Genomic DNA, 16,047 nt, shown 5'->3' with positions numbered 1-16,047 from the left:
TTGTGAGGTAATGAAAATGGCAGAACTTAACGAACAGTTCCAAAAAGCATGGGAAGGCTTCGCAGCCGGTGAATGGCAGACCTCTGTCAACACCCGTGACTTCATCCAGAAGAACTACACCCCGTATGAAGGTGACGAGTCCTTCCTGGCTGGCGCGACCGAAGCAACCACCAAGCTGTGGGACAAGGTCATGGAAGGCATCAAGATCGAGAACCGCACTCATGCGCCGGTCGATTTTGATACTGACCTGCCCTCCACCATTACCGCTCACGATGCCGGCTATATCGACCAGAGCCTGGAGCAAATCGTCGGTCTGCAGACTGACAAGCCGCTCAAGCGCGCCATCATCGCCAACGGCGGTATCAAGATGGTCAAGACTTCTTGCGAAGTGTACGGTCGTCAACTGGACCCGATGGTCGAGAAGATCTTCACCGAGTACCGCAAGACCCACAACCAGGGCGTGTTCGACGTTTACACCAAGGACATCCTGAACTGCCGTAAATCTGGCGTCATCACCGGTCTGCCGGATGCCTACGGCCGTGGCCGTATCATCGGTGACTACCGTCGTGTCGCCCTGTACGGCATCGACTTCCTGATGGCCGACAAGCTGGCTCAGTTCAAGTCCCTGCAAGCCGACCTGGAGAATGGCGTCAACCTGGAAGCCACCATCCGTCTGCGCGAAGAGATCTCCGAGCAGCACCGTGCCCTGGCCCAGATGAAGGTGATGGCCGCCAAATATGGCTGCGACATCTCCGTGCCGGCCAAGAACGCCAAAGAAGCCGTGCAGTGGACCTACTTCGCCTACCTGGCGGCAGTCAAGTCCCAGAATGGCGCCGCCATGTCCTTCGGTCGTACCTCCAGCTTCCTGGACGTGTACATCGAACGTGACCTGAAGAAAGGCCTGCTGACCGAGCAAGAAGCCCAGGAGCTGATGGACCACATGGTCATGAAGCTGCGTATGGTTCGCTTCCTGCGTACCCCTGAATACGATTCACTGTTCTCCGGCGACCCGATGTGGGCGACCGAGACCCTGGCCGGTATGGGCGTTGATGGCCGTACCCTGGTCACCAAGAACAGCTTCCGTATGCTGAACACCCTGTACACCATGGGCCCGTCCCCTGAGCCGAACCTGACCATCCTGTGGTCCGAGAAGCTGCCGGTCGGTTTCAAGAAGTACTGTGCCAAGGTATCCATCGAGACCTCTTCCGTTCAGTACGAGAACGACGACCTGATGCGTCCGGACTTCAACAACGATGACTATGCCATCGCTTGCTGTGTGTCCCCGATGATCGTCGGCAAACAGATGCAGTTCTTCGGTGCTCGTGCCAACCTGGCCAAGACCATGCTGTATGCAATCAACGGCGGCATCGACGAGAAGCTCAAGATCCAGATCGGTCCGAAGACCGAAATGGTCAAGGGTGAGTACCTCGAGTACAACGACGTGATGGATCGCCTGGATCACTTCATGGACTGGCTGGCCAAGCAATACGTCGCCGCCCTGAACATCATCCACTACATGCACGACAAGTACAGCTACGAAGCCTCCCTGATGGCGCTGCACGACCGTGACGTCTATCGCACCATGGCTTGCGGCATCGCCGGTCTGTCCGTGGCAGCTGACTCCCTGTCTGCCATCAAGTACGCCAAGGTCAAGCCGGTACGTGACGAAGATGGCGTAGCCATCGACTTCGAGATCGACGGTGAGTACCCGCAGTTCGGTAACAACGACGCTCGCGTCGATGACATCGCCTGTGACCTGGTCGAGCGCTTCATGAAGAAGATTCAGAAGCTCAACACCTACCGTGGCGCCGTGGCCACCCAGTCCGTGCTGACCATCACCTCCAACGTGGTGTACGGCAAGAAGACCGGTAACACCCCGGATGGCCGTCGCTCCGGTGCGCCGTTTGGCCCGGGTGCCAACCCGATGCACGGTCGTGATCAGAAGGGTGCCGTTGCCTCACTGACTTCCGTGGCCAAGCTGCCGTTCGCCTACGCCAAAGATGGTATCTCCTATACCTTCTCCATCGTGCCGAACGCGCTGGGTAAAGACATGGAATCCCAGAAAGCCAACCTGGCAGGCCTGATGGATGGTTACTTCCACCATGAAGCCAACCTGGAAGGCGGTCAGCACCTGAACGTCAACGTGATGAACCGTGAAATGCTGCTGGAAGCCATGGAAAACCCGGAGAAGTATCCGCAGTTGACCATCCGCGTATCCGGTTATGCCGTTCGCTTCAACTCTTTGACCAAAGAGCAACAGCAAGACGTCATCACCCGTACCTTCACCGCTTCTCTGTAATCGAGTTGCAGTGACCAAAAACCGGCGCCAAGGCGCCGGTTTTTTTATGCCTGTTTGCCCAAGCCCGGATCAATCCCTCCCTTTGACTCGCTGATGCGAGATGTGCGTTAGCCCCCCAACCTCCCCTCGCCTTCACGCTTTCAGAAGAGAACAAATCCATACTCGGCCAACTGACTCCGGGAGATGCATACATCCCTCGAACTATTCCCTCTACCCCGGGAATGGCGCCTGTGCATCGCTGTGCGGCACCAGAAAGCATCAAGGGCAGTTAGAGTGTGACTCTCCTGCCCTGCGCCATAGCAGCGATTTGAAGTGCACCAGCGGCGCCCGGGGGATGATATCTACGGCTTCATGGTCCTTAACCTCGGCCCGCCTTGTTAAACTGCCATCCACCCTCAAGACGCATCATGGATATGCCAATAGCAACAGGGGCAGAAGAGTCTGACTCCCCTGCCCCTGCGGCACATGAATTGGATAATGGTTGCCTGAGTCGGCTCAGCTGGCCTTAACTGGCCCAGGTGATGATGTGATCGATCCAGTCGCCAGCATGGGCCTCGTGCACCACCTTGCCGCGCACCGACTGACCGGCCTGGTGCATGGCGCTGCGGCTGCCGGTGATAAGGGGATGCCACTCTGGCAGGCTCTGCCCCTCCGCCAGCAGGCGGTAGGCACAGCTCGACGGCAGCCAGTCGAACTCGGCAATCTTGTCGACGGTGATCTGCAGGCAGTCCGGCTCTTTCTTGAAGCGATTGCCGTAGTCGGAGCACTGGCAGGTCTTGGTATTGAGCAGGTTGCAGGCCACGTTGGTGAACACCAGCTCCTCGGTGTCCTCGTCGATCAGCTTGTTCAGGCAGCACTTGCCGCAGCCATCGCACAGGGACTCCCACTCGGCATCGGTCATCTGTTGCAGGGTCTTTTCCTGCCAAAAAGGAGTTGGCTGCATTTTCTCGATTTGCTGCATGGGAGGGGCTCGCTAAATAGACCGATAAGGCGCGTGGTTATACCCCTTTTGGCCCGATTTTTCAAGACTGGCGGGTAGACCACCACTCGTTAGCACAGATGTCAGGTATAAAAATCCAAACACCCAAGGTTTTCGGATTCATTGAGTTGAATGTCCTTATACGGGTAGATCCACCTTTCTGAATGTTCACACCAAAATCCCTTCTCGCTAGAAATGTGGATGCCCCAGATTTCCAGCATCAATTTATTGATCTTTGGCAGGTTTTTGCTTGTCCTCTGTTTCTCGCCCCAGCCCTGTCGGTTATCATCCACAAATTGGCAACCGAAGCCTTGGCGGAGTCGCATCCACGCCACATGATCTTCCACCACTTATCAAGAAACACACAAGTTAACAGCAGCAGATTGGAGGCTGTAATTCAGGGGCGGTAGGCTTGCCTGATAAAAACGGGGAAGACCTTAATAAGGTCTTCGCGACGGTCCGATTACGCTGCACTAATCGCATCTACGGATCTGCCGCTTAAATACGTCAAAACAACTATAGGCTTTAAGCATGCAGCCGAAATATGAAGAAAAGACATTCGAAAGTTACTTCAACACGGAGCTTGATAGAAGAACTAGTATCTATTTCCCATTTGGGCAAGTACAGGAAGGCGGAATCGGAGCTGATGCCGCTGCTATGTCTCAAGATCATTGGTTATGGCACACGCTCGGCTTTCCATACAGGCACCCTCTAAGGTTTCCTGGTGTAGACTTGCGAGAAGTCGCCAACGAAATGGAGACGCTACTTCAACACAAAATCAGAAATATCCCAGCCATCAAGGCTAACCTTTTGTTTCAGTACAAGCGTCCTGAAGTCATAACCACAGCCAATGGAGCAGAATGGTCACATTGGAAGCAGCGATACTTTCGCTACACCATCTATAAAGAACAACAAGTTCTCCTTGAGCATCTTGAGCGAAAATTCGGGGTGAGAGCATTGATCCTCTACGCCTCTCCAGCACTTGTTGATATTGATGACCTCGTTAATGCAAAACTAAATGGGAACCTCATTGAGGCTACTAATTTTTGCCGGTCTGCCCATTTGCAAAAGCATCACCGCAATACTTACATTCGAGCTGGTAATTATTCTATAGCTTGTAGTGAGCCAGAGAAGTTACCTCTGTTAGATCTCATCTCAACTTTGGAACAGTTGGAGCATCGCCAGTCTGAATCAAACATCGAGCTGGTGCTGACGTTTGCTTCTTTGGTGCGAAATATAGCTGCCGATGATCCTTACCTAGGTAAGTCTTTCCGCTCATTGATAAGACCATTTCAAGAGATTGGTTTAGAGAAATTTAGGCTTCTGTTTGCGCATGTGATTATGAATGTCTTTAGAGAGCTTACAGGAACCCAATGGCTTCTTCCCATTGGGGAAAAATAACGGATAACGTTTTTCTAGGAAAGTAGGATGAATGATAGTTTAGTAATACGGTCACTGCTAGTAGACAAAAGTACCGGGAAATATATAAAAGCTGTCAATGAGCACGGTTTTGATGATTACGTTCAGATATTTACTAGAAGGAATGAAAAATCAGAAATTGTGATCTTTGATTTTTCCAAGGCTGTCAGCCTCTTCCATGAAGAACTAGATAAGAAGCTTAATATTCGAGATGATAGGGATCTGCTTGTAAAAAGGAATACCGTATTTAATACATGGGTAAGATTAAAGTCGTTAACAAACGAGATCATGCTTTGTCAAACATCTTTACAAGTATCCAGAGACGCGGAAGAGGTGCTTAACTGGATATACACAAGAATTCCAGAATTGAAGAGTAACTATAGCTCTGCTACAGACAGTAAATCCTTCAGCACAAATTGGGTAAATGAGAAAACTTCGGCTCTTTTAAAAATTTCTAACGAAGTGGAAGCTTTTTTGGAAGTTTTAATGTGTCATATCTACGCCACAGTTAAGGTTGACATCAGCTATTTCAAAACGGACTTTATTCTTGGACTGCACTGCTTAAATACTAGAAAAGTTGTTTTGGATATTCTTCATAACGAATTAAATTATTGGCAAGGAGAGTTTCGTCACAACAGCATGATTTTTCAGTGCTGTATGGAGGATTTGGGCATAAATCCAAAAGCACTTCTTGTTCAGATTGAATCATCTCTGAGTGTAGAGGAAGTGAAGGATAAAGTTTTGAGTAAGGCTAAAATTGAAGATATAAATGACGGCTATAGTGTTAGGAGAGAGTACAAGGTAAGCTGGATAGGCTCTTCGATAGACAATATTGATAGAGTTAAAATTCTCAGTAAGTTGCTACAGAAGATTGATTCAATTATTCTGCTGCTAGATAATCTGAAAAGTAATACCGTAAAATTTAATGATAGCGCTGCAGAGCAAGAGGCATTTGAACAAAGCCTTGAATCATTAGTGCTGGAAAATAAAATATAATAATGAATAACTGTCGGAAAAATTTCCGTAGATCTCATATATTGGGCTTCGCAGGCTCAGCGCCGACCTACGAAGCGGAAAATAATGTAGGTTGGTGCTGAACGAAGTGCAGCCCAACATTTAAACACCATAAAAAATGCCGACCACAAGGTCGGCATTTTTATTTCAGAGATAACAGGCCAAATTACCAGCCGGTTACTTCACGCAGGGCCTTGCCGATGTCGGCCAGGGAGCGCACGGTTTTCACGCCGGCATCTTCCAGGGCGGCAAACTTCTCTGCCGCAGTGCCCTTGCCACCGGCGATGATGGCGCCCGCATGACCCATGCGCTTGCCAGCCGGGGCGGTGACGCCCGCGATGTAGGAGACCACCGGCTTGGTGACGTGGGCCTTGATGTAGGCCGCCGCCTCTTCCTCGGCGCTGCCGCCGATCTCGCCGATCATGACGATGGCTTCGGTCTGCGGATCCTTCTGGAACATCTCCAGGATGTCGATGAAGTTGGAGCCCGGGATGGGGTCACCACCGATGCCGACGCAGGTGGACTGGCCGAAGCCCTCGTCCGTGGTCTGCTTGACCGCTTCGTAGGTCAGGGTGCCGGAGCGGGAGACGATACCCACCTTGCCCGGCTTGTGGATGTGGCCCGGCATGATGCCGATCTTGCACTCACCCGGGGTGATCACGCCCGGGCAGTTCGGACCGATCATGCGCACACCGGTTTCCTGCAGCTTCACCTTGACCTGCAGCATGTCCAGGGTCGGGATGCCTTCGGTGATGGTGACGATGAGCTTGATGCCGGCATCGATCGCTTCCAGGATGGCGTCCTTGCAGAACGGGGCCGGCACATAGATGACGGAGGCGGTGGCGCCAGTCACTTCGACGGCATCACGCACTGTGTTGAACACCGGCAGGCCCAGGTGGGTGGTACCACCCTTGCCCGGGGACACGCCACCGACCATCTGGGTACCGTAGGCAATCGCCTGTTCGGAGTGGAAGGTACCCTGACCGCCGGTGAAGCCCTGGCAGATCACCTTGGTGTCTTTGTTGATCAGAACGCTCATTATTTGGCCTCCGCTGCTTTAACCACTTGCTGAGCTGCGTCGGTCAGACTCGTTGCGGCGATGATATTGAGGCCGCTGTCGGCCAGTTTACGGGCACCCAGTTCGGCATTGTTGCCTTCCAGACGCACCACCACGGGCACCTTGACCCCCACTTCCTTGACCGCACCTATAATGCCTTCCGCGATCATGTCGCAGCGCACTATGCCGCCGAAGATGTTGACCAGCACGGCCTGAACCTTGCTGTCAGACAGGATGATCTTGAAGGCCTCGGTCACGCGCTCCTTGGTGGCGCCGCCGCCGACGTCCAGGAAGTTGGCCGGTGAGCCGCCGTGCAGGTTGACGATGTCCATGGTGCCCATGGCCAGGCCGGCGCCGTTGACCATGCAGCCGATGTTGCCATCGAGCGCCACGTAGTTCAGCTCCCACTGGGCGGCGTGCGCCTCGCGCGGGTCATCCTGGGACGGATCGTGCATCTGGCGCAGCTTGGGCTGGCGATACAGGGCGTTGGCATCGATGTTGATCTTGCCGTCCAGGCAATGCAGGTTGCCCTTGTCGGTGATCACCAGCGGGTTGATTTCCAGCAGCGCGAAGTCGCAATCCAGGAACATCTGGCCCAGACCCATGAAGATCTTGGTGAACTGCTTGATCTGATCGCCGACCAGACCCAGCTTGAAGGCCAGTTCGCGCGCCTGGTAAGCCTGCGGGCCTACCAGCGGATCGATGGCCGCCTTGTGAATGAGTTCCGGGGTTTCGTGGGCGATCTTCTCGATGTCCACGCCGCCCTCGGTGGAGGCCATGAACACCACGCGGCGGCTGCCACGATCGACCACGGCGCCCAGATAGAGCTCCTTGGCGATGTCGGTGCAGGATTCCACCAGGATCTTGGTGACCGGCTGACCGTTGGCGTCAGTCTGATAGGTCACCAGGTTCTTGCCGAGCCAGTGCTGGGCGAAGGCACGGATCTCGTCCTTGCTCTTGGCCAGCTTGACACCGCCCGCTTTACCGCGGCCACCGGCGTGGACCTGGCATTTGACGACCCAGGTGTTGCCGCCAATCTTGTCGGCCGCTTCGGCCGCTTCCTGCGGGGTGGCGCAGGCATAACCTTCGGAGACCGGCAGGCCATACTCGGCAAACAGCTGTTTTGCCTGATATTCATGCAGATTCATAGATGCTCTATCCGTGTTGTAGGTATTTCCGTCCGGGGCTCGTTGTTTCTCAATCCCCTGTGAACGGGGCCTCGAGGGCCCCTCATTATCTTTCTAATTTTGCTCAGACGTTCGATGCGGGGCCGCGAAGGCCCCCTGTCATGTCCCGAATGCCGCTTAGACGTCCAGCAGCAGCATGTGGCTTGGATCTTCCAAAGCCCGAGGGCTTCTCGATCCTGCCAATACCCTTGGATGTCCAGTAGCACACGTGGCTCGGATCTTCCAAAGCCCGAGGGCTTCTCGATCCTGCCAATACCCTTAGACGTCCAGCAGCAGGCGGGTTGGATCTTCCAGCAGCTCCTTGATGGAGACCAGGAAGCCCACCGACTCACGACCGTCGACGATGCGGTGATCGTAGGAGAGGGCCAGGTACATCATCGGTAGGATCTCCACCTGGCCGTTCACCGCCATGGGTCTGTCCTGGATCTTGTGCATCCCCAGGATGGCGCTCTGGGGCGGGTTGATGATCGGGGTGGACATCAGGGAGCCGAACACCCCACCGTTGGTGATGGTGAAGTTGCCACCGGTCAGTTCATCCACGGTCAGCTTGCCGTCACGGCCCTTGCCTGCCAGATCCTTGATGGCCTTCTCGATGTCGGCCAGGCTCATGTTGTCGCAGTCACGCAGCACCGGGGTCACCAGACCACGGGGGGTGGAGACGGCGATGCTGACGTCGAAGTAGCTGTGATAGACGATGTCGTCACCGTCCAGCGCCGCGTTCACTTCCGGGTAACGCTTGAGGGACTCCACCACGGCCTTGACGTAGAAGGACATGAAGCCGAGCTTGATGCCGTGCTTCTTCTCGAAGATCTCGCCGTACTGCTTGCGCAGCTTCATGATGGGCGCCATGTTGATCTCGTTGAAGGTGGTCAGCATGGCGGTGGTGTTCTTCGCCTCCAGCAGACGCTCGGCGATCCGCTTGCGCAGACGGGTCATGGGCACGCGCTTCTCGGTGCGACCGACCAGCGGGGCGATGGGCGCCACTGGAGCCGCAGCAGCGACAGGTGCAGCCACCGCCGCCTTGCTCAGCCCCTTGATGAAGGCTTCCACGTCTTCCTTGGTGACACGGCCACCCTTGCCGGTGCCGGTCAGCTTGGCCACGTCGATGGAGTGTTCGGCCACCAGGCGGCGCACAGACGGGCTCAGGCCTTCGGCAGAGTCATCGGCGGCGGCTTCGACCGGCTTCTCCTTGGTCTCTTCACCGGCCACCGGGGCTGGCTTGAGCATGGCGATCAGCTGGCGGGACAGCACGGTCGCGCCTTCCAGTTGCAGGATGTCACCCAGTACACCGGCTTCCGGCGCGGGGACTTCCAGCACGACTTTATCGGTTTCGATGTCAACCAGCACTTCGTCACGGGCAACCAGATCACCCGGTTTCTTGTGCCAGGTGGCGATGGTGGCATCTGCCACTGATTCGGGCAGGTCCGGTACCTTGATCTCGATAGTCATGTAATCAGTTCCTTGTTTACTACTGTGCCAGAGGCGTATTACAGGGTAAGGGCATCTTCCACCAAGGCTTTCTGCTGCTTGGTGTGGACAGACATGTAACCGACGGCGGGTGAGGCCGAGGCTGGGCGACCGGCATAGCGCAGGCGGGCTCCGCTTGGCAGCACGCCATCGTAGTGATGACGGGTGCTGTACCAGGCGCCCTGGTTCTGCGGCTCTTCCTGACACCAGACGAAATCGGTGGCCTGGGTGTAATCGGCGAGGATGGCGCGCACTTCCGCTTCAGGGAAGGGATAGAGCTGTTCGATCCGCACCAGCGCCACGTCTTGCTGCTCGGCCTTGCGACGGGCATCGAGCAGGTCGTAGTAGACCTTGCCGGAGCAGAACACCACCCGTTTGACCCCTTTCGGATCCAGCGCATCGATCTCGCCGATGGCGTTCTGGAAGGTGCCTTCGGCCAGCTCTTCCAGCTTGCTCACCGCCAGCGGGTGGCGCAGCAGGGACTTGGGCGACATCACGATCAGCGGACGACGCATCGGGCGTACCACCTGGCGGCGCAGCATGTGGAACACCTGCGCCGGGTTGGAGGGCACGCACACCTGCATGTTGTGCTCGGCGCACATCTGCAGATAGCGCTCGAGGCGGGCGGAGGAGTGCTCCGGGCCCTGCCCCTCGTAGCCGTGCGGCAGCAGCATGGTCAGGCCGCACATCCGGCCCCACTTCTGCTCACCGGAAGAGAGGAACTGGTCGATCACCACCTGGGCGCCGTTGGCGAAGTCGCCAAACTGCGCTTCCCAGATGGTCAGGCCGGCCGGCTCGGCGCTGGCATAACCGTATTCGAACGCCAGCACCGCCTCTTCGGACAGCACCGAGTCATAGACTTCGAACGGGCCTTGGCTCTCGTGAATGTTGCACAGCGGGGTATAGGTGCTGGCATCGTTCTGGTTGTGCAGCACGGCGTGGCGGTGGAAGAAGGTGCCACGGCCGGAATCCTGCCCGGTGATGCGGATGCGGGAGCCCTTGTCCACCAGGGTGGCGTAGGCCAGGGTCTCGGCGAAGCCCCAATCCACCAGCTTGTCGCCGGCGGCCATGGTGCGGCGGTCTTCGTAAATCTTCTCGACCTGACGCTGCAAGGTATGGGAGGCCGGGTACTGGCTGATGCGCTCGCCCAGGGACTTCAGGTGATCCATCGCCACCGTGCTGTCGTAGTTCATGGCCCAGTCGTGGCCGAGGTACGGGGTCCAGTCGACGGAGTGCAGCTCCATTGGACGCCACTCCTTGACCACCCGCTCCCCCTTGTCCAGGGCGTCGCGATAGTCATTGACCTGAGCGGTGACCAGCTCCGGGCTGACGCAGCCTTCGGCGATCAGCTGATCGGCGTAGATCTTGCGCGGGGTCGGATGCTGTTTGATCTTCTGGTACATCAAAGGCTGGGTCGCGCTCGGCTCGTCGGCCTCGTTGTGACCGTGCCGACGGTAGCAGACCAGCTCGATCACCACGTCGCGCTTGAAGGTGTTGCGGTAATCCAGGGCGATCTGGGTCACCAGCACCACGGCTTCCGGGTCGTCGCCGTTGACGTGCAGCACGGGGGCCTGCACCGCCTTGGCGATGTCGGTGCAATATTCGGTGGAGCGCACGTCACGCATGTTGGAGGTGGTGAAGCCCACCTGGTTGTTGATGACGATGCGCACAGTGCCGCCGACGCCGTAGGCACGGGTCTGGGACATATTGAAGGTTTCCGCCACCACCCCCTGACCGGCGATGGCCGAGTCACCGTGAATGGTGATGGGCAGCACGCTGGAGCCATCCTTGTCGCCACGTCTGTCCATGCGCGCACGCACCGAGCCGATGACCACGGGGTTGACTATCTCGAGGTGGGACGGGTTGAACGCCAGCGCCAGGTGGACGCTGCCGCCCGGGGTCGCGAAGTCGGAGGAGAAGCCCATGTGGTACTTCACATCCCCGGTGCCCCAGGACTCACCATGCTTGCCGGCGAATTCGTCGAACAGCTCCTGTGCCCGTTTGCCGAGCACGTTGATCAGCACGTTCAGGCGGCCGCGGTGGGCCATGCCGATGACGGCTTCCTTGCAGCCCTGCTCACCGGCGCGACGGATCAGCTCTTTGAGCATGGGTACCATGGCATCGCCCCCTTCCAGGGAGAAACGCTTGGCCCCCGGGAACTTGGCGCCCAGGTATTTTTCCAGCCCTTCGGCGGCGGTCAGGCTCTCGAGGAAGCGGGTCTTCTCCTCGGCGCTGTAGCTGCCCTTGGCTTCGATGGATTCGAGTCTGTCCTGCAGCCAGCGCTTCTCCTCGGTGGAGGTGAGGTGCATGTAGTCGGCACCTATGCTGCCGCAATAGGTCTTCTTGAGCGAGGCGTAGAGATCGGAGAGCACCATGGTCTCGCGACCGATGGCATAGGAGCCCACGTTGAAGGTGGTCTCCATGTCTGCGCCCTGCAGGTTGTGGAATGCCGGGTCGAGCTCGGCAACGGTTTCACGTGCCCAGAGGCCGAGCGGATCCAGATTGGCATTTTGATGACCACGGAAACGGAAGGCGTTGATCATTTGCAGTACGCGAACCTGTTTGGCATCCACTTGCGGATCGGTGACAGGCGCGCTGTAACGGGAGGGGTCCTTGGCCAGGCGGCGGAAATAGTCGCGAACCTGGGAGTGAGGTTGTTCCACCGCGTGACCATTGACCTGGGGCAGCTGTTCGAACAGGCTGCGCCACTCATCGGCCACGGATTCGGGGTTTTCAAGGAAGGATTCGTACAAATCCTCAATGTAGCTTGCATTCGCACCAGCCAGGTGAGATGACTCCAACCAGGCCTTCATCACGCCGTTATGCATTTCTATCCCTTGTACATCTTGTTCACTGCAGCGCAGCTTGTAGGGTTTAAATAGCCATCCCACCAGGGGGTTGGATGGCTATCCAGAGGTCGGGCCCGGCGCGTGACGCCCTGGCCCTGATACTAAACAGCCCGGTTGAGTAACATCGACTTGATCTGACCGATGGCCTTGGTCGGGTTCAAGCCCTTGGGGCAGACGCTCACGCAGTTCATGATGCCGTGGCAGCGGAACACGCTAAAGGCGTCGTCCAGGTTACCCAATCGCTCACTGGCCGCGGTGTCGCGGCTGTCGGCCAGCCAGCGATAGGCGGCGAGCAGACCGGCGGGGCCGATGAACTTGTCCGGGTTCCACCAGAAGGAGGGGCAAGAGGTGGAGCAGCAGGCACAGAGAATACACTCGTACAGACCGTCCAGCTTGGCGCGCTCTTCGGGGGATTGCAGGTGCTCACGCACGGGCGGCAACTTGTCCTCGTTGATGAGGAAGGGTTTGACCTTCTCCCACTGGGTGTAGAACTGGGTCATGTCGATCACCAGGTCACGGATCACCGGCAGGCCGGGCAAGGGACGGAGGACGACCTTGTTGCCCTTCTTCAGCAGATCGGAGAGCGGAGTGATACAGGCAAGACCGTTCTTGCCATTCATGTTGAGACCGTCGGATCCACAGACCCCTTCGCGGCAGGAGCGGCGGAAGGAGAGCGTGGGATCCAGCTCCTTGAGCTGGATCAGTGCGTCGAGCACCATCATGTCGGAACCTTCAGGAATATCAAGACGATAATCCTTCATGTGGGGGACGTTATCAACATCCGGATTGTATCTGTAGACTGAGAATGTGACGTTCATTGTACTTGGCTCCGCAATCAGTTAGTCCGCACCTTGGATAAGCGAGATGGGAGTGCCTCCCACCTCTTCGCAGACCGGCGAATGTAGCGATAGATCGATGAGGTTACCTGCATCGCACCTGGCTCCATCATCAATAGGTCCGCACCTTGGGTGGGAATGCCTCGCGCGTTTTCGGAGACATATTGACAGCGCGACGAGTCATGGACTCGGTGTCCGGATGATAGAGGCTGTGGCACAGCCAGCCCTCGTCGTCGCGATCCGGGAAGTCGAAGCGGCTGTGGGCACCACGACTCTCGGTACGGAAGTTGGCCGCCACCGCGGTGGCAAACGCCGTCTCCATCAGGTTGTCCAGCTCCAGGCACTCGATGCGCTGGGTGTTGAACTCCTTGGAGGTGTCGTCCAGACGGGCATTCTTCAGCCGCTCGCGGATGAGTTTCAGCTCGGCCAGCCCTTCTGCCATGGCATCCCCTTCCCGGAATACCGAGAAGTTGTTCTGCATGCAGCGTTGCAGATCCTTGCGGATCTGGGCCGGGTCTTCCCCGTCACGGTTGGCTTCCCAACGGTTGAAACGGGCAAGGGCGGCGTCCAGATCGGCCTCGGAGGCCTCGCGACCGTGCTCCATCTGACCCAGGCTCTCCACCAGGTGCATGCCGGCGGCGCGGCCAAACACGATGAGATCCAGCAGGGAATTGCCACCCAGGCGGTTGGCGCCGTGTACCGACACGCAGGCGATTTCACCCACCGCGAACAGACCGACCACAGGCACGTCGTTGCCATCTTTATCTTGGCTCAGGCACTGACCGTTCACGCTGGTCGGCACGCCGCCCATCATGTAGTGGCAGGTCGGGATGATGGGGATGGGTTCCTTGACCGGATCCACGTGGGCGAAGGTGCGCGACAGCTCGCAGATCCCCGGCAGACGGGATTCCAGAACCTCTTTACCGAGGTGATCCAGCTTGAGCTTGATGTGCGGACCCCAGGGGCCGTCACAGCCACGGCCTTCGCGGATCTCGATCATGATGGAGCGAGCCACCACGTCGCGACCGGCCAGGTCCTTGGCATTGGGGGCATAACGCTCCATGAAGCGCTCGCCGTCTTTATTCAGCAGATAGCCGCCTTCACCACGGCAGCCTTCGGTGACCAGCACCCCTGCCCCGGCGATGCCGGTCGGGTGGAACTGCCAGAACTCCATGTCCTGCACGCCGACCCCGGCCCGCAGTGCCATGCCGACGCCGTCACCGGTGTTGATGTGGGCGTTGGTGGTGGACTGGTAGATGCGACCGGCGCCGCCAGTGGCGAGCACTGTGGCCTTGGCCTTGAAGTAGACGACCTCGCCGCTCTCCATGTCGATGGCGGTGCAACCGACGATGTGACCGTCCTGGTTCTTCACCAGATCCAGCGCATACCACTCGGAGAAGACAGTGGTCTTGTTCTTGACGTTCTGCTGATACAGGGTATGCAGCAGGGCGTGACCGGTCCGGTCGGCCGCAGCCGCGGTCCGGGCCGCCTGCTCGCCACCGAAGTTCTTGGACTGGCCGCCGAACGGGCGTTGATACACAGAGCCGTTGTCAAAACGGGAGAAGGGCAAGCCCATGTTCTCCAGTTCATAGACGGCTTCCGGGCCCGTCTTGCACATGTATTCGATCGCTTCCTGGTCACCGATGTAATCGGAGCCCTTGACGGTGTCATACATGTGCCACTGCCAGTTGTCGTCATGGGCATTGCCCAGCGCAACCGTGATCCCGCCCTGGGCGGAAACGGTGTGGGAACGAGTCGGGAAAACCTTGGATAACAGGGCGCAGCTCTTGCCGGACTGGGCAATCTGCAGGGCGGCGCGCATACCGGCACCGCCGGCACCGATCACCACCGCATCAAATTCACGAGTTGGAATAGTCACCTTACACCCCCCACAGCACGACGAAACCAGTCATCAGATAGACAAACAGCACCACAACCAGTGCGAATTGCAGCGCACCGCGCAGTCCTACCGGTTTGATATAGTCGGTCAGCACCTGCCACAGACCGATCCAGGCGTGGATCAGGACGCACAGCAGCGTCAGCAGGGTGAAGACCTTGGTGAAGGTTTTAGCGAAGAAGCCGGTCCACACCTCGTAGCTGATGTCGTTGATGGCGACAAAGCCAACCAGGTAGAGGACGTAGCACGTCATGATGAGAGCGGTGGCGCGGATCAGGATGTAATCATGAACGCCGCTGCGCCCGAAAGTTGCAGAATTGGTTACCATACCAGCACCCCCGCCAATACCGCCAGAACCGCGGTGATCACGAAGCCCACGCGGGCACTCTGATTACCGGATTCCAGCTCTTCCCAATGCCCCATGTCCATGACCAGGTGACGCAGACCACCCACAATGTGGTAAGCCAGCGCGGTCAGGATCCCCCACAACACGAACTTGACCAGGAAGTTGTCCATGATGGCAACGACCGACTCAAATCCTTCGGGAGAGGAGAGTGAAGTACCAAGCATCCACAGCAAGATTGCGAGCGCCACAAAGGTGATGACCCCTGAGACACGGTGCAAGATGGAAGCGATGGCGGTGACAGGAAAGCTGATCGTTTGCAGGTCGAGGTTTACAGGTCTCTGTTTATTTTTCACGGCTTTGCCCACTCAGCTCCATTGAGCACGTTAGTTATTGTTTTCACACGCTTTGAGGGCTAGGAGTGGCATTTGTTAGGTTTTTGTTACCAAAACAACTCGGAAAAGCCAAAAACAACATTTTAGATATCACATCTGGCTTTGCGAAAGCGTTTCAAACACCGACGACCATCACCCACGAGGCGCAGTATATCGGCGGCCTTAACCAATGACAATCAATTGGCTACATAGAAAACCCAAAACCGTAAACCAGATCTCACAATGGCTTTAACAAGTCATTAATGATCATTCAGTAAAATTGACAAGAAGGTGGATCTCTGGTTCAAATAAGGCGCTCCAGCCGC

General features: G+C 57.1%; 12 protein-coding genes. 3 read left to right on the top strand and 9 right to left on the bottom strand.

The genetic code is table 11. The annotated features are described in order from the left end of the window. The first annotated feature begins 16 nt into the window (after nucleotides 1–16). Nucleotides 17–2,299 (top strand): formate C-acetyltransferase, encoded by a 2,283-nt coding sequence (gene pflB / locus AACW18_RS07260; RefSeq protein ID WP_042653758.1) that lies wholly within the window; start codon nucleotides 17–19, stop codon nucleotides 2,297–2,299. A 505-nt stretch (nucleotides 2,300–2,804) separates the two neighbouring features. Here pflB and AACW18_RS07255 read toward each other — a convergent pair. Continuing rightward, nucleotides 2,805–3,242 (bottom strand): YcgN family cysteine cluster protein, encoded by a 438-nt coding sequence (locus tag AACW18_RS07255; protein ID WP_218388227.1) that lies wholly within the window; start codon nucleotides 3,240–3,242, stop codon nucleotides 2,805–2,807. A gap of 567 nt (nucleotides 3,243–3,809) precedes the next feature. Between AACW18_RS07255 and AACW18_RS07250 the strand changes: the two genes are divergently transcribed. Both AACW18_RS07250 and AACW18_RS07245 read left to right on the top strand, forming a co-directional pair. After that, the gene (locus tag AACW18_RS07250; protein WP_218388226.1) at nucleotides 3,810–4,679 is read left to right on the top strand and encodes a hypothetical protein; all 870 of its coding nucleotides are present in this window, start codon (nucleotides 3,810–3,812) and stop codon (nucleotides 4,677–4,679) included. Between the two features lie 27 nt (nucleotides 4,680–4,706). Then, nucleotides 4,707–5,693: a hypothetical protein gene (locus AACW18_RS07245; RefSeq protein WP_218388225.1), complete on the top strand. Its 987-nt coding sequence runs from the start codon at nucleotides 4,707–4,709 to the stop codon at nucleotides 5,691–5,693. A gap of 184 nt (nucleotides 5,694–5,877) precedes the next feature. Here the strand turns inward: AACW18_RS07245 and sucD are convergent, their stop codons facing one another. The 8 genes from sucD to sdhC form a co-directional block, all read right to left on the bottom strand. Beyond that, the gene (gene sucD, locus AACW18_RS07240) at nucleotides 5,878–6,750 is read right to left on the bottom strand and encodes a succinate--CoA ligase subunit alpha (RefSeq protein ID WP_042653610.1); all 873 of its coding nucleotides are present in this window, start codon (nucleotides 6,748–6,750) and stop codon (nucleotides 5,878–5,880) included. Continuing rightward, a complete protein-coding gene (sucC, locus tag AACW18_RS07235; protein ID WP_042653609.1) occupies nucleotides 6,750–7,916 on the bottom strand; it encodes an ADP-forming succinate--CoA ligase subunit beta in 1,167 nt (388 codons plus the stop codon). The genes sucD and sucC overlap by 1 nt, the downstream gene beginning before the upstream one ends. A gap of 297 nt (nucleotides 7,917–8,213) precedes the next feature. Beyond that, on the bottom strand, nucleotides 8,214–9,404 hold the full coding sequence (gene odhB, locus AACW18_RS07230; RefSeq protein WP_218388224.1) for a 2-oxoglutarate dehydrogenase complex dihydrolipoyllysine-residue succinyltransferase: 1,191 nt from the start codon (nucleotides 9,402–9,404) through the stop codon (nucleotides 8,214–8,216). A gap of 38 nt (nucleotides 9,405–9,442) precedes the next feature. Next, nucleotides 9,443–12,250, bottom strand: a complete 2,808-nt coding sequence (gene sucA / locus AACW18_RS07225) for a 2-oxoglutarate dehydrogenase E1 component (RefSeq protein ID WP_218388223.1) — start codon at nucleotides 12,248–12,250, stop codon at nucleotides 9,443–9,445. 122 nt (nucleotides 12,251–12,372) lie between these two features. Continuing rightward, entirely contained in the window at nucleotides 12,373–13,089 is a 717-nt protein-coding gene (locus tag AACW18_RS07220; RefSeq protein ID WP_042653606.1) for a succinate dehydrogenase iron-sulfur subunit, read from the bottom strand. Nucleotides 13,090–13,219: 130 nt separating this feature from the next. Further along, nucleotides 13,220–14,986, bottom strand: a complete 1,767-nt coding sequence (sdhA, locus tag AACW18_RS07215) for a succinate dehydrogenase flavoprotein subunit (protein WP_042653605.1) — start codon at nucleotides 14,984–14,986, stop codon at nucleotides 13,220–13,222. 1 nt (nucleotide 14,987) lies between these two features. Further along, a complete protein-coding gene (gene sdhD, locus AACW18_RS07210; RefSeq protein WP_042653604.1) occupies nucleotides 14,988–15,332 on the bottom strand; it encodes a succinate dehydrogenase, hydrophobic membrane anchor protein in 345 nt (114 codons plus the stop codon). Then, nucleotides 15,326–15,715 carry a succinate dehydrogenase cytochrome b556 subunit gene (gene sdhC, locus AACW18_RS07205; protein WP_042653603.1) on the bottom strand — a complete coding sequence of 130 codons (390 nt, stop codon included), beginning with the start codon at nucleotides 15,713–15,715 and terminating at the stop codon, nucleotides 15,326–15,328. The genes sdhD and sdhC overlap by 7 nt, the downstream gene beginning before the upstream one ends. Nucleotides 15,716–16,047 lie beyond the last annotated feature (332 nt).

Origin of the sequence: Aeromonas sp. sia0103, from assembly GCF_963895295.1 — a bacterium.
GTDB classification, from domain to species: Bacteria; Pseudomonadota; Gammaproteobacteria; order Enterobacterales; family Aeromonadaceae; genus Aeromonas; species Aeromonas encheleia.
Note: the sequence above shows the minus strand (reverse complement) of the source record. Positions and strands in the feature narration are given on the sequence as shown.